The 14,567-nt window shown below is 58.2% G+C and carries 14 protein-coding genes; 9 read left to right on the top strand and 5 right to left on the bottom strand.

Features of this window, described 5'->3' with window-relative positions; genetic code table 11:
- Positions 1–101: 101 nt before the first annotated feature.
- From HZB23_07130 to HZB23_07090, 9 genes are all read left to right on the top strand, one after another.
- On the top strand, positions 102–2,063 hold the full coding sequence (locus HZB23_07130) for an aldehyde ferredoxin oxidoreductase family protein (GenBank protein ID MBI5844422.1): 1,962 nt from the start codon (positions 102–104) through the stop codon (positions 2,061–2,063).
- 253 nt (positions 2,064–2,316) lie between these two features.
- Complete coding sequence (locus HZB23_07125; protein MBI5844421.1) at positions 2,317–3,258, top strand: transglutaminase domain-containing protein; 942 nt, start codon at positions 2,317–2,319, stop codon at positions 3,256–3,258.
- Positions 3,245–4,303, top strand: a complete 1,059-nt coding sequence (locus HZB23_07120; GenBank protein ID MBI5844420.1) for an NAD-dependent epimerase/dehydratase family protein — start codon at positions 3,245–3,247, stop codon at positions 4,301–4,303. Before HZB23_07125 ends, HZB23_07120 begins: the two co-directional genes overlap by 14 nt.
- Entirely contained in the window at positions 4,300–5,439 is a 1,140-nt protein-coding gene (locus HZB23_07115; GenBank protein ID MBI5844419.1) for a glycosyltransferase, read from the top strand. Before HZB23_07120 ends, HZB23_07115 begins: the two co-directional genes overlap by 4 nt.
- 13 nt (positions 5,440–5,452) lie before the next feature.
- Positions 5,453–6,598 carry a glycosyltransferase family 4 protein gene (locus HZB23_07110; GenBank protein ID MBI5844418.1) on the top strand — a complete coding sequence of 382 codons (1,146 nt, stop codon included), beginning with the start codon at positions 5,453–5,455 and terminating at the stop codon, positions 6,596–6,598.
- Complete coding sequence (locus HZB23_07105) at positions 6,595–7,737, top strand: glycosyltransferase (protein MBI5844417.1); 1,143 nt, start codon at positions 6,595–6,597, stop codon at positions 7,735–7,737. Before HZB23_07110 ends, HZB23_07105 begins: the two co-directional genes overlap by 4 nt.
- Positions 7,738–7,818: 81 nt before the next feature.
- A complete protein-coding gene (locus HZB23_07100; GenBank protein ID MBI5844416.1) occupies positions 7,819–9,633 on the top strand; it encodes a carbamoyltransferase in 1,815 nt (604 codons plus the stop codon).
- Entirely contained in the window at positions 9,614–10,021 is a 408-nt protein-coding gene (locus tag HZB23_07095; GenBank protein MBI5844415.1) for a hypothetical protein, read from the top strand. Before HZB23_07100 ends, HZB23_07095 begins: the two co-directional genes overlap by 20 nt.
- Positions 10,022–10,036: 15 nt before the next feature.
- Entirely contained in the window at positions 10,037–10,231 is a 195-nt protein-coding gene (locus HZB23_07090; GenBank protein ID MBI5844414.1) for a hypothetical protein, read from the top strand.
- 273 nt (positions 10,232–10,504) lie between these two features.
- Here HZB23_07090 and HZB23_07085 read toward each other — a convergent pair whose 3' ends face one another.
- The 5 genes from HZB23_07085 to HZB23_07065 form a co-directional block, all read right to left on the bottom strand.
- Positions 10,505–11,473 (bottom strand): ABC transporter ATP-binding protein, encoded by a 969-nt coding sequence (locus HZB23_07085; protein ID MBI5844413.1) that lies wholly within the window; start codon positions 11,471–11,473, stop codon positions 10,505–10,507.
- Between the two features lies 1 nt (position 11,474).
- The gene (locus tag HZB23_07080; GenBank protein ID MBI5844412.1) at positions 11,475–12,407 is read right to left on the bottom strand and encodes an ABC transporter ATP-binding protein; all 933 of its coding nucleotides are present in this window, start codon (positions 12,405–12,407) and stop codon (positions 11,475–11,477) included.
- A gap of 40 nt (positions 12,408–12,447) precedes the next feature.
- Entirely contained in the window at positions 12,448–13,599 is a 1,152-nt protein-coding gene (locus tag HZB23_07075; protein ID MBI5844411.1) for an HlyD family efflux transporter periplasmic adaptor subunit, read from the bottom strand.
- The gene (locus HZB23_07070; GenBank protein MBI5844410.1) at positions 13,596–14,228 is read right to left on the bottom strand and encodes a TetR/AcrR family transcriptional regulator; all 633 of its coding nucleotides are present in this window, start codon (positions 14,226–14,228) and stop codon (positions 13,596–13,598) included. Before HZB23_07070 ends, HZB23_07075 begins: the two co-directional genes overlap by 4 nt.
- A 79-nt stretch (positions 14,229–14,307) precedes the next feature.
- Complete coding sequence (locus tag HZB23_07065; protein MBI5844409.1) at positions 14,308–14,526, bottom strand: PLDc N-terminal domain-containing protein; 219 nt, start codon at positions 14,524–14,526, stop codon at positions 14,308–14,310.
- Between the last annotated feature and the right edge of the window lie 41 nt (positions 14,527–14,567).

Raw genomic sequence — 14,567 nt, 5'->3', positions numbered from 1 at the left:
CTGTTTCATGGACTTTTTCGATATTTGTGCTAAGATTTATAGTCATACAATTTTTTACCGGACTGTTTTCAAATAATTAACCTTAAAGAAGGGGGCAGGTCATGGCCAAGGGATACATGGGCAAGGTTTTAGTGGTGAATCTAACCACCGGCGAGATCAAAGACGAGATCATTCCAGACGAGGTTTACGAAAACTACCTTTCCGGCATGGGCCTTGGCGCTTACATGCTTTATAAGAACATCCCGGCGGGCGCGGATCCGCTTGGCCCGGACAACATGCTGGGCATCGTCTCCGGGCTTCTTACGGGCACCGGAAGCCTTTTCACGGGCCGCTGGATGGTGGTTGGCAAAAGCCCGCTCACGGGCGGATGGGGCGACGCCAACTGCGGCGGAGATTTTTCACCGGCCATAAAGCGGAGCGGCTACGACGGCTTCTTCTTCACCGGCATCAGCAAAAAGCCAGTGTATCTCGAAGTCTCCGGCGGCAAGGCGGCCTTGAAGGACGCCTCCGACCTCTGGGGCAAGGACACTGTTGAGACCGAGGAAGCCCTTCAGTCCAGGGCAACCGGCAACAAGAAGCCCAAGGTGGCCTGCATCGGCCCTGCTGGCGAGAAGCTCTCGCTCATCGCGGGGGTTTCCAACGACGGCGGACGCATGGCGGCCCGCTCCGGCCTGGGTGCCGTGATGGGCTCCAAGAAATTGAAGGCCGTGGTGGTTTCCGGCACTGCCAAGATCGAGGCGGCTGACAAGGAAAAAATGAAGGCCCTTTCCGCCGCCACCAACAAGTGGGTGCAGTTTCAGCCGCCCTTTCTGCCGGGAACCGCAACCTTCCCGGTGGGCGCTCTCCTTCGCATCCTTCCCACCGGCATGGCCCAGGACGGAATGCTCTACAAGGTCATGCTCAAAAAATGGGGCACCGTGGCCATGAACCAGGTGTCCATCGAAATGGGCGACAGCCCAATCAAGAACTGGAAGGGCTCCAACAAGGATTTCGGGGCGCTCAAATCCTTTTCGGTCAACCCGGACGTGTTCACGGCCCGCGAGACGAAAAAGTACCACTGCTTTTCCTGCCCCTTGGGCTGCGGCGGAATTTGCTCCATGACGGGCAAATTCACCCATACCCACAAGCCCGAATACGAAACCGTGCTGGCCCTTGGCGGCCTTCTCATGAACGAGGACGCGGAAAGCATCTTCTATCTGAACGAGGTTTTGAACCGCGCGGGCATGGACACCATCTCCTGCGGCGGGGCTGTGGCATTCGCCATAGAATGCTTCGAGCGGGGCATCATAAACGAAAAGGACACCGACGGCCTCGTCCTGGGCTGGGGCAAGACCGAAGCCATAAAGTCCCTGGTGGAGATGATGGTGAAGCGCGAGGGCATAGGCGACCTTCTGGCCGACGGCTCAGCCGCCGCAGCCCGGAAGCTGGGCAAATGCTCCGATGACTACGCCGTCTGCGCTGGCGGCCAGGAGCTTCCCATGCATGATTCCAGGAACGATCCGGGGTTCGGCCTTGCCTATGTTGCCGAACCCGCGCCGGGCAAGCACACCATAGGTTCCTACCTCTATTATGAGATGTTCCAGCTCTGGAAGGTGATAAAGGGCCTCCCCAAGCCCTGGCTCTTCTACCCCAAGAGCTTAAAGTACCGGAGCGGCAAGGATCAGGCCGTGATGAGCAAGATGTGCTCCAGCTACATGAACGTGATCAACGGGGCGGGCGGCTGCCTTTTCGGCTCCTTTATCGGGGCCAAACGCATCCGCTTCTTTGACTGGCTGAACGCGGCCACGGGCTGGAACAAGACCCCGGAGGAATACATAGAAATAGGCGAGCGCATCCAGACCATACGCCAGGCCTTCAACGTGCGTCACAAGGTGATGCCTGCCGATGTCAAAATCAACAACCGCGCTCTCGGACGCCCGCCCCAGACTGAAGGGGCCAACGCTGGGCGCAGTGTTCCCCTGGAGACCCTTGCGTCAAACTACTGGGCCGAGTTCGGATGGGACGACCGCACGGGCATACCCACGGCGGGGACCCTCGCTCGTCTCGGCATAGAGGCCCCTTAACCGTCCGTCCAAGAGGCCGTCCACAAGCGCGATCCCACTGTGTTGCGCCACGCGGGCGGCGTGCTCACGTGCATGAAGCACGCTCCGCCGCCACCCGCTTGCGCGCCTTGTGGCTCATCGCTTGTGATCGGCCTGTGTCCGATTTTTGACGTATTGCCAAAACTCCGTGAAAAATGGTAGTCAGCCGGGGGGGAACATCCCTCCGGCTGATTTTTTTTGCGCCTGTTCCAATTTTTGGCCCTGAAAGGGGATCATGACCGCCCAACCGCGCTCCATAAGCCCATTCAAAAGAGTGACGGGCCTTGTGCTGATTCTCGCGGGGGCGGGCCTTTTTCTGCTTGCGCTTTCGGGCCGGAATCTCAGCCTCAGAAATCCCGAAATTTATGACTTGAACAAGGGCACGCCCTTTGGCGTGAGCCTGACCTATAAAGAATTTCTGAAACGCTTACCGAGAAGGGCAGGGGAGGGCGACGAAAATTACGCGGTCCAACTGAATCGCCTCGTGAATCAGGCAATGGCCCATTACTGGGACGGGCCGGACCCGGAAAAGTTCAACATCGTGCTCTCCGCAAGGGAAAACTGGCTCATTTGGCTCGATCAGTCTGACGAGACCGACCCAAGATACGAGTTCAAAGACCCGTACAAGGCCGTGGAAAGGGGCGTCGGGTTCTGCTCCCAGGAATCCCTCGCTCTCTATGGCTTCCTGAAAATGGCGGGAATCGAAGCCCAGGTCATAAAGCTCGGGGGCCACGTGGTGGTGAGGGCAAGGGTTAACCCATCGAAATGGCTGGTGCTGGACCCCGATTACGGGGTCGGAATTCCTTACGACATTTCCGAGATCGAAAAAAAACCGGAAATCATCGCACCATATTATAAAAAGGCTGGTTTCGGGGACGGCGAGATAAGCCGCCTGAAAGATGTTTACGGACCGGATAAGAATGAGGTATGGGATTTCGATATCGCTACCCGGTGGCGAGACTGGCTATTCAACCATGACGCCAGAAAGTATGTCGAGGAGCAAAGGCGGTATTGTCTGATCTGGGCCATTCCCGCATTCTTGGCGGCCCTGGGGCTTTTCATGCAGACCGGTGTGTGTGTTCTGGAGGCTGGCTGCGAAAGGCGGGAAACGGCTTTTGAAATTGCGGCGAAATCCATAAAAACCAAAGTCAAACGGAAGCGAAATGCAAAATTTTGAAGGCTCGAAGGTGCTGGTGGTGGGCGGCGCGGGTTTCGTGGGGGCGAACCTCGTGAAGGCCCTTTTGAACAGCGAGGCAAGCTGCGTTTTGGTGGTGGACAACCTCCTTTCCTCAGAACCGGAAAACCTGCCTTTAGACGACAGGCTCACCCTGGTCACCGGCTCCATCACCGATGACTCCATTCTTGGCGGCCTTTCCGACGAGTGGGACTACGTGTTCCATCTGGCCACCTATCACGGAAACCAGAGCTCCATGGCCGACCCCCTGGCCGACCACGAGAACAACACCTTAACCACCTTGAAACTCTGCGAGCGGGTGAAGAATTTCAAGCGGATCAAGAAATTCGTCTATTCCTCGGCAGGCTGCACTGTGGCGGAAAAGACCTTCGAGGCGGCCTCGGCCACCCAGGAGGACGCCCCGGTCTCGCTCTACCTCGACAGCCCCTACCAGATATCGAAAGTGATCGGCGAGTTTTATTGCAATTATTATCACGCCCGCCACGGGCTCCCGGCTGTCAAGGCGCGTTTCCAGAACGTGTACGGGCCGGGCGAGGTGCTGGGCGCTGGAAAATGGCGGGGCACCCCGGCCACGGTGTGGCGCAACGTCACCCCCACCTTCATTTACAGGGCCATCAGGCAATGGCCCCTCACCCTTGAAAACGAGGGTATCGCCACCAGGGATTTCATCTACGTGGACGACATCGTGGAGGGCCTTTTGCTCTGCGCCTTGAAGGGCGAGCCAACTGGTGTCTATAACCTTGCCAGCGGGGTGGAAACCTCCATTCGGGAGCTTGCGGAAACCATCAACCTGATGGCGAAAAATCCGACGCCGCCTGTTCTTCTGCCCAAGAGGGACTGGGACCGGAGCGGCAAGCGCTTCGGCTCAACCCGGAAGGCAAGTGAAACCCTCGGTTTTTCAGCCAAAATAAGCCTTGCCGACGGCCTTTCGAAAACCATCGCCTGGACCCTTCAAAATCTTAAATTCATCGAAACCTGCATGGAGCGCCACAAGGCGAACATGCCGGGCGGAGTCATGGGGCCATGAGCGAAAAAAGGGTCCTGGTGCTCTCCTTTTCCCACCTTGACCGGGACCCCCGCGTCCACCGTCAGCTTTCGTGGCTTTCGGGCAAATACCGGGTGACTGCGGCTGGTTTTTCGCCGCCCACGGTAAAGGGAGTGGACTTTATCAGGCTTCCCAACCTTGCAAGAAGCCGGGCCGGGCGGGTGCTCTCCGCAGTAAAGCTCAAGGCCCGCATGTACGAGTCCTTTTACTGGACGCATCCCCTTGTGATGGCGGCCCTTGAAGACCTGGAAGGCCTTCCGGCGGACCTCGTCATCGGCAACGACGCCTGGATGCTGCCCATTGCCGCCCGCCTCGCAAAAACCGGCGGGGCAGCTTTTTTTTACGACGCCCACGAATTCAGCCCCCGCGAGTACGACGACAAGTTTTCGTTCCGCTTCTTCTGGGCCGGTTTCTGGGATTACATCTGCCGCGCTTACCTTCCGCGCGCCCAGGCAATGACCACGGTGTGCCGGGGTTTGGCCAAGGAATACGAGAAAAATTACGGCGTGAAATGCGGGATCATCACCAACGCCCCTTTTTTCGCCGATCTTTCACCGTCGAAACCCGTTGACGGGCGCGTCCGTATGGTCCACCACGGCTCGGCTGACAAGGAGCGCAGGCTTCACAACATGATCAGCCTGATTGGCCTTCTGGATGAAAGATTCAGCCTGGATTTTTTTCTCGTGGGCATGGAAAGCGATTACGGGGCTGAACTTCGCAAGATGGCCCGCAATAATCCCCGCATCTCGTTTTTGCCCCCGGTCCCCTTGGAAAAGATCGTTTCAACCATAAACCCTTACGACGTGGGTCTTTATTTGTTGTATCCGGCGGGCTTTAATGCGAAAATGGCCCTGCCCAACAAGGTGTTCGAGTTCATCCAGGCGCGACTTGCCCTTGCGGTGTGGCCAGCGCCGGAGATGGGCGGGCTTGTTGAGGAGCACCGGAACGGCGTGGTCTCCGGCGATTTTTCGGTTGAATCAATGGCGACGGCCCTAAACGGGCTGTCAGCCGAAGACATAGCAACCTTCAAAAGCCGTTCCCACGAAGCGGCCCCCCTGGTTGCCGGCGAAAGGAACCAGGAACTGTTCCTTTCCACGATCCGAAAACTTCTTGGGTGAGTCCGCCACTTAGATGAAGGTCGCCTACGCCAACGTAATCGAAGATCCCGCCAAGCTAAGCGGCGTCACCCGAAAGGTGGCGGCCCAGTACGCGGCCTGCCGCAAGGCTGAGATCGACCTTCACTTCCACCTGTTTTCCTACCATGAAAACGAGGGCCTGCCGGAAGGCGTCTTTTTCCATCTTCTCGATCTTCCAAAGGGCAAGGCCGGAAAACTCGCACGCCAGGGCAGATGCATAGCGGACACCCTCTCGGGTTACGACGTAGTGATCCTTCGCTCCCTGGCCCGCACGCCCCTTTACTGGCTGGCGTTCAGAAACCGAAGGTTCGCCCTTGTGACCGAGCATCACACCAAGCTCTTCGACGAACTCTGGGGGGCCGGAAGAAAACTGGCCTGGGCCGTATCAAAGGCAAGCTCCCGCATGTGCATGGACCTAAGCGAGGGGATGGTGTGCATGACGGGCGAAATCGCGGAAGATGAAATCGCCCACGGTTATCCGAAAACCCGCCCGGTCTTCGTGATACCCAACGGCATTACGGTGGACGAGGTGAAACAGACCGGATTTGCGCCCTTTGACGGCCAGGTTGTGAACGTGGCCTTCATAGCCAGCACCCTCCAACCCTGGCACGGCCTGGATCGCCTGGCCGCCGGGCTCTCCCATTACGAGGGCGCGGTCCGGGTCAACCTGCACGTTATCGGAGACATCCCGCCCGAAAGCGTGAATCTCGTCAATCCTCGCGTAGGCTTGCGGTTTCATGGAGTTCTCACCGGGAAAGCCCTGGACAGGGTCATGGGCCGCATGAGCCTTGGGGTAAGCACCCTGGCTCTTTTCCGCAAGAACATGAACGAGGCCTGTTCGTTAAAGACCCGTGAATACATGGCTCGTGGGCTTCCCTTTGTTTATGCCTACGACGACCCGGACCTGCCGAACGATTCCCCCTTTTGCAGAAAACTCGAAAACGCGGATACACCGGTTTTCGCCGAAAGCCTTATAGCCTTCGCCGCCGACATGGCCGAAAAGGCATCGCGCACGGACATTTCGGGAGCCATGCGGGGCTTTGCCGAAACGCGCATGGACTGGGCTCCCAAAATGCGCCGCTACATGGAGGCTGCTTCCGAAATTGCTGCAAACCGCCTTGCCGGCAGTGTAAAAGCATGATGACAAGGGTCCTGAACCTCATCACCTCCCTTGACGTCGGGGGGGCTGAAATGATGCTCTTAAAGGTCGTTTCCGGCCTTGACCGCTCACGCTTCGACACCCGCGTGGTGAGCCTCCTGCCCGCAGGCGAGGTGGGCCGCATGATGGAAGACGCCGGAATACCCGTCGAAAGCCTGGAACTTCAGCGGGGCAGGGCTGCCATTTCCGGCCTTGGGCGGTTTCTCAGAATCTGCCGCGAGTTTCGGCCACACGTCATGATGACCTGGCTCTATCACGCCGACCTTCTTGGCGCTCTTTCCAGGCCCTTTTTCCCAAAAACCGCCCTGGCCTGGAACCTTCGGTGCGCCAACATGGATTTTTCCCGCTACGCGCCGCTCACCGGGCGGGTGGTTAAAGCCAACGCGCTTTTCTCCTTCATCCCAAGCGTGGTGGTGGCCAATTCCAGCGCGGGCCTTCTCATGCACCGTCAACTGGGCTATCGGCCAAGACGTACCGAAATCATCGAAAACGGCTTTGACACATCTCTTTTCAGGCCTGACGTTGAAGCACGAAAACTCGCCCGCGCCGCGTGGGGCATCTCTGACGACGCCCCGGTTGTCGGGCTTTTCGCAAGGTTCGACCCAATGAAGGGGCACGGGGATTTTTTCCGGGCGGCGGGAATTCTTTCTCGAAAAATGCCGGCGGTCCACTTCGTGCTCTGCGGCCAGGGGGTTACCCCGGAAAACCCGGAAGTATCCGCCCGAATCCGGGAAAACGGGCTTGACCGCGCCTGCGTGCTCCTGGGGCCGCGCTCCGACATGCCGGGCCTCTATCCTGGGCTGGACCTTCTGTGCTCGCCTTCGTTGGGGGAGGGCTTTCCCAACGTGGTGGGCGAGGCCATGAGTTCAGGCGTGCCGTGCGTTGTAACCGACGTCGGGGACTGCCGGGAGGTGGTCGGGGACACCGGCTTCACGGTCCCGCCCGGATCCCCGGAGGAAATGGCCGATAGCCTTTCGCGCCTGCTTGAAATGCCCGAAGAATCGCGCCTCCTTTTGGGGCAGGCGGCCCGGAAACGCATCGAAACAAGGTATTCCATCGCAAGTGTTGTTGACCGATATGAAAAATTGTACGCATCGCTTGCGGCAGGGTCGGCTCGTTAATTCGTTGACGCGCCCCAATTTATGGAATAAGTCCCCCTTCACTTCAAAACACTTCCTCATCCCCGGCAAGCGAAGAATTTAATGAACATACTGGGTATCTCCTGTTTTTATCACGATTCGGCGGCGGCCCTTGTAAGCGACGGCAAAATAATCGCCGCCGCCCAGGAGGAGCGCTTTACCCGCAAAAAGCACGACCCCGGTTTTCCGGTGAACGCGGTGAAATATTGCCTGGCAGAGGGCGGGATAAACGTAAGCGAACTCAATTACGTGGTCTTTTACGATAAGCCTTTTCTCACCTTCGAGCGGCTTTTGATGACCTACCTGGAAACCGCGCCAAGGGGACTTCGCTCATTTCTGAAGGCAATGACGGTCTGGCTTTCCCGCAACCTCCACGTGAAAAAGGAGATCAAAAGGGAAATCGGCTACGAGGGGGTCGTGCTCTACACCGAGCATCACGAGAGCCACGCGGCCTCGGCCTTTTACCCCTCGCCCTTTGAATCTGCGGCCATACTCACGGTGGACGGAGTGGGAGAGTGGGCCACGGCAAGCTACGGGACGGGTGTCGGGAAAGACATCAACCTTCTTGCCGAGCTTCATTTTCCCGACTCGGTGGGCCTTCTGTATTCCGCGTTCACCTATTTCACAGGGTTCAAGATCAACTCCGGCGAATACAAGCTCATGGGCCTGGCTCCCTACGGCGAGCCGGTATACAAAGACCTGATTCTTCGGAACCTGGTGGACGTAAAGCCGGATGGCTCCATGCGCCTGAATCTTGACTACTTCGATTTTCCTGGCGGGCTCACCATGACCAACGCCCGTTTTGACGCCCTGTTCGGCGGCCCTCCCCGAAAACCCGAATCGCCCATCACGAAAAGGGAGATGGACATAGCCGCCAGCATCCAGGCGGTCACCGAGGAGATCATCTCAAAGATGGCCGTTCACGTGCACAGGGAAACCGGGCAAAAAAATCTGTGCATGGCAGGCGGCGTGGCCTTAAACTGCGTGGCCAACGGAAAAATACTGAAAAACGGGCCGTTCGAGAAAATCTGGATACAGCCAGCGGCGGGCGACGCAGGAGGGGCCCTGGGCGCGGCCCTTTCGGTGTGGCACCGCTATCTTGGCAAGGACCGGCCCGGCCCCTTCGGGCGCGACCGCCAGCAGGCGTCAAGGCTTGGGCCATCATTCGGCGCAGGCCGCATCGAGGAGTTTCTTTCCCTCAACAAGTATCCTTACGTGGCGCTTTCGCCTGAAAACAGGGCGCGGGCCATAGCGGAAAAAATCGCCGAAGGAAAGATAGTTGGGCATTTTTGCGGGCGCATGGAGTTTGGCCCGCGAGCCCTTGGCGGGCGCAGTATTTTGGGAGACCCAAGGAGCCCGGACACCCAGCGGGTGATGAATCTCAAGATCAAATACAGGGAGAGTTTCCGGCCCTTTGCGCCCTCCGTCATGGCGGAGCGCACCGGCGATTACTTCGACCTTTCCTGCGAAAGCCCTTACATGCTCCTGGTGGCCAGGGTGAAAGACGAGCTGTGCATTCCGTGCTCGGGCGGCCCAAGCGAAAATATGCTGGAGCGGGTCAACGAGAAGCGCTCCAGCATTCCCGCAGTAACGCATCTTGACTACTCGGCCAGGGTCCAGTCCGTGAACGCCGATGACTCCCCCGAATACCATGCGGTGTTGAAAGCCTTCGAGGATATCACCGGCTGCGCGGTTCTTGTGAATACGAGTTTCAACGTGCGGGGCGAGCCCATAGTGTGCACGCCCGAAGACGCCTACCGCTGCTTCATGAGAACCGAAATGGACGTTCTGGTGCTTGAAAACGCCATGCTCTTCAAGGAGGATCAACCGGAATGGGCCGAGAAAGGCGACTGGCGAAATGAATTTTCACCCGACTGAACCTAAAGACATCCGAAAATTCGGAGCCATCGGGCTTGTTTTCTTCGGTGCGCTGGCGGGCGTTGCCCTTTGGCGGGACCGGCCCGTGATGCTTGGCGTTTTCGGCGGCCTCCTGTTCCTCATGCTCCTTTTCATCGGAGCGCCCTCCATAATGAGGCCCGTTTACCTGGGGTGGTTGAAAGTCGCCGGGGCCATGAACGTGGCCGTCAACACCATAATCCTGTCTTCGGTCTTTTTTTTGGCGGTGGTTCCCATTGGCCTTCTCCGGCGGCTGTTAAAGCCGGAAGAGCGCGTTCTTAACATGCGGGGAAGCCCTGATGCCGAAACCTACTGGGTGCGCCGGAGCGAGCCAGCCCAGAGCAGGAAACAGTTTTTAAAACGTTACTGATGATGTGAGGAAACCATGGAAGATAAAGACAAGGACCAAAACCTGCCCGACGAGACCAACTTGAGCCTTGCTGCGGAATTCTGGGAATTCGTCAAGCACCGCAAGCGCTACTGGCTTTTGCCCATAGTGATAGTTTTACTCACCCTGAGCCTTCTTATAGTCTTTACCCAGGGCAGCGCGGTGGCTCCTTTTATCTACACCCTTTTCTGATGCCCGAAAAAAGGGCCGACTGCAGACTTTCTCCCAGGCGGCCCTTAGCAGCCTGTCTAAAAAAGCGAACTGCTGTGCCAGGCTTCACGGCGCGGTCCGCCACGTACGAACATCCTGATTTAGCCAAAGAACTCTGCGATTTCTTGGGCGGGTACGCTTGCTCCCGCGCCGTTCGCCAACCTTAGCATTTCATCGCCAATATGCAGACTGGTATCCAGGCTGCATATCCAGCCTTTTTAACAGGCTGTTAGGCTTCAGAATCCGTCCCTCCGGTCACGCGCTTTCCGCCCCGGAGTCCCTGGCGTCGCGCTCCTCGATAAGGGACACGAACACGTCTTCCAGGGAGGGCGTGATCCTTTCCACGGCTTCCACTTTAAACCCCGCCGTAGCGAGACCGCCCGCCAGGGATTTCGCCGTTACCTTATCCCCGGCAGCCACCACGTGAAGGCCCCTGCCGAAAAGGGCTACCTCCCGCACTCCGTCCATGTTTTCAGCCACCGAAATAGCGTCCTGGGGGCGGTCGGTGCGCACGTCGTAAATGTCGCCCGCCGTGAAGCGGCCCTTCAGCGTTTCCGGGGAGCCCAAGGCCACCAGTTCCCCCCTGTAGATGAAGCCCAGCCGGTCGCAGTATTCGGCCTCGTCCATGTAATGGGTGGTGACGAAGATGGTGACCCCCTTTCCCGCCAGATCGTAGATCAAATCCCAGAACCTTCGCCTGGAAACCGGGTCCACGCCGCTTGTTGGCTCGTCCAGGAAAATGATGGGCGGCTCGTGGATCACGGCGCAGCCAAGGGCCAGGCGCTGTTTCCAGCCGCCCGAAAGAATGGAGGTGAGGCTTTTCCGGTGGCGCGAAAGACCGGCCATTTCTATCACCCATTCCTTGCGCTCCGCTTTTTTAGCCTTGGGAATGCGGTAGATGCCGGAGTAGAAATCTATGTTCTCCTCAACGGTGAGGTCCTCGTACAGGCTGAATTTCTGGCTCATGTAGCCGATGTGGTTCTTGATTTTCTCGGCCTCGGAAAAAACGTCGAACCCAGCAACCGTCCCTGTGCCGGTGGTTGGGGCCAGTATGCCGCAGAGCATTTTTATGGTGGTGGATTTTCCCGCCCCGTTGGGGCCCAGAAACCCAAAGATTTCGCCCTTTTGAACCGAAAAGCTCACCTTGTTCACTGCCACGAAATCACCGAAGCGCTTTTCAAGGCCGTCCACGGTGACGGCGAAATCGTTTGAGGGACTTTCCATGTCAGGCCTCATCCATTTTCGCCAGAACCGAAACAAATACGTCCTCAAGCCCCGGTTCGATTTTCTTCATGGAGACAATCTCCATGCCCTCGCCGTTTAAGAGGCTTTTCACCTGCCGACTGTCATCTGAAAGGCTTTTTGTCACCAGATGGACCCTGTCCCCGAAAAGGCTCACCGAGTTATGGCTGAATTTTTCCCGCATGAGGGCGGCGGCCCTGCGCGGCACTGCGGCGGTGACTTCAAGTATTTCGCCCTCCATGAGGCCCTTTACTTCAGCCGGGGTGCCGGTGGCCAGAAGTCGGCCCCGGTGGATGAGGCCAACCCGGTTGGCCCGTTCGGCCTCGTCGAGATAGGCGGTTGAGACGAAAACCGTGACGCCCTCCTTTAAAAGCTGGTAGAGGATTCGCCAGAAATCCCGGCGGCTAACAGGGTCGACGCCGTTGGTGGGCTCATCGAGAAGAAGCACCCTTGGGGAGTGTATGAGGGCGCAGGCAAGGCCCAGTTTTTGCTTCATTCCGCCCGAAAGGTTTCCGGCCAGCCGGTCCTTGAAGGGAGTAAGGTTGGAGAAGCCAAGGAGGCGCTCCATGCGCTCCTTTCTCACCTTTTTGGAAACGCCTTGGATGTCCGCGTAAAAAACCAGGTTTTCCCGCACGGTGAGGTCAGGGTAAAGGCCGAAGCGCTGGCTCATGTACCCGATTGATTCCTTGACTTTTTCGGCTTCGGTAACGGTGTCATGCCCGTTGACCCATGCATGGCCTGAATCGGGGTCCATGATGGACGCCAAAAGCCTCATGGTGGTGGTCTTGCCCGCACCGTCCGGCCCTACCAGGGCGTAGATTTCCCCCGGCTCAACCGATAGCGAAAGCCCGTCCACGGCCTTCACGTTTCCGAAGCTCTTTTTCAGGTTTTCCGAATTAAGTGCAAAGGCCGTCATAAGAGAGCGTCCGGGTGAAGGCGGGATTCAGAGCAGCCGGTCATTCTTCCTTGCCGGTGAGTATCTCGGCGTCGGCTGGCATTCCGGGCTTCAACTCCATTTTCGGGTTATCGAGGGTGATTTTAACCCTATAGACCAGTTTCACGCGTTCCTTTTGGGTCTGCACGTTCTTCGGGGTGAACTCGGCCTCGGAGGCGATGAAGGAAATCCTGCCCTGGTAGACCTTGCCCGGATAGGTGTCCGCAGTGACTTTCACCTTCTGGCCCACCTTCACGCGGCCTAAGTCGGTTTCCGCTATGTAGGCGCGAAGATAGACCTTTTCCAGGCCGGCCACCGTGACCACCGGGGTTCCCGCTGAAAGATACTCGCCCGGCTCGGCGTTTTCAGACAGGATGACGCCCGAAAGAGGGGATAAAAGGGTGGCGTACGAAAGCCGCGTTTTGGAAAGCGCAACAGCCGCCTCGGCCTGTTCCACCCTGGCGGAAGCCTGGGCTATGGTTTCCTTGCGCGGGCCGTTTTCCGCGAGCCGCAAGCCCTCTCGCGTTTCGGACACCGCCGCGCGGGCCTGGCCAACCTGATCCTTGCGCGCGCCCTCCTGGGCCAGTTTCAGTGACTGACGGGCCACGTTCAAGGCTTCCTCAGCCTGGACCCAGGCGGATTTTGCCTGATCGTAGTCGCGCTGGGCCACTATCCGGCTTTCGGCAAGGCTTTTTACCCGGTCGTGTTCCTTTTTGGCGTAGGTTTCGGCGGCCTGGGCCTGATCAACCCTTGCCCTTGCAGCGGCTATCTCCTGGGGGCGCGACCCGGCTTCGAGATCGGCCAGGGCAGCTTCCGAGCGTTTCACAGCGGCCCGCGCGCGCGCGATCTCCTCCGGCCTCGTTCCCGCAGTCAACTCGGCCAGGGCGGCCTGGGCGAGCTTTAGGGAGGCCGATTGAGCCGCAAGGTCCTGTTGAAGGTCGGAATCATCCAGAAGCGCCACCACGTCGCCTTTGGCAATGGATGCCCCTTCGGAGGCCGGGCGCTCCGAAAGGCGGCCCGGAATCTTGAACCCAAGCTCTACCTGGATGACCTCTATGTTGCCGGAAACCAGCACGGCGCCGGGAGTGATTTTTTCCCCGCCCAGGGAGCGGTAGAGGAGAAAACCGGCGATGAGGACCAAGGGGATGAGGGGGAGCAGCTTCTTCTTTTTCATGAACTTGAGCCTTTTGAGCCATCCGTTTGGGGCCTGACCGATATTCCGGCAAGATAGATGGGCAGAGCTTCTTCAACGTGGGCCAGCATGTCGTAGGCCCCATCGCTGGCCTTCCACAGGGCCGCAGCGGGCGCGTCGATTCCCAGGAGCAGGAGGGACGCGGCCCTGGGAGAGACGTCCGGGCGGATGAGCCCCCCGGCCTGCCCCTCTCTGATGATGGTTTCGATGTCTTCCAGGTAGGCTGTGAATACCTTGTGGAATCTCGCCTTGCGCTTGGGCTGCTCGCCGAAAATGATTTCAGCGGCCACTATGGCCGGAAGCCCCTGGTTTTCGGTGAGGAATTTCGCGTGCCGCCTGATGATTTCGCACAACCTGCCCAGGGGATCGGGATACTGATTGCGCGAATCGGTGACTATGTCTTTGAAGAAAGTGTTAAGAAGGTCCAGAATGGCGTCCAGAATGGCATCCTTGCTGGCGAAGTGCCGGTACACGGCGGATGGCACTATGCCAACCTTTTCGGCCACTGCTGCGATGGAAAGGCTTTCCAGCCCGTCCCTTCCCAGAAGGTCCAGGGCCGCGCGGGCGATCTGCCCCTTTCGTTTCAGCGTGTCCAGCTTTCGTGCGCGCATGGCGGCTCCCGAAAAAAGAATAGTGATTCACAATACACTATAATCCCGGCCTGCTCCACTAAAAAAATTTTCCGGGTATTTATTCGGGCGGAACAGTCCTGGCGGAAGGGGGCAGGGATTTTTTCCGGCCAAGGGAAAACCAGGCGATGAAGCCCAAAACCGGTATGGCTGATATCAGTATCCACAGGGCCTTCATGTAGGGCTCGGCAAAGTCCCGGCGGGCGGCGTCCAGAATGGAAACAAAGGTAAGCATGACAAATACGACTGCCAGGCCAAGGATTATAAGGGTTGCGTTCATTTTCATTTCTGTGTTGGGGTGACGGCGAATGACGCCGTTTG

The organism is Deltaproteobacteria bacterium (genome assembly GCA_016235345.1).
Taxonomy (GTDB): domain Bacteria; phylum Desulfobacterota; class Desulfobacteria; order Desulfobacterales; family Desulfatibacillaceae; genus JACRLG01.
The sequence above is the reverse complement of the archived record's forward strand: the minus strand, read 5'-3'. Positions and strand labels throughout refer to the sequence as shown.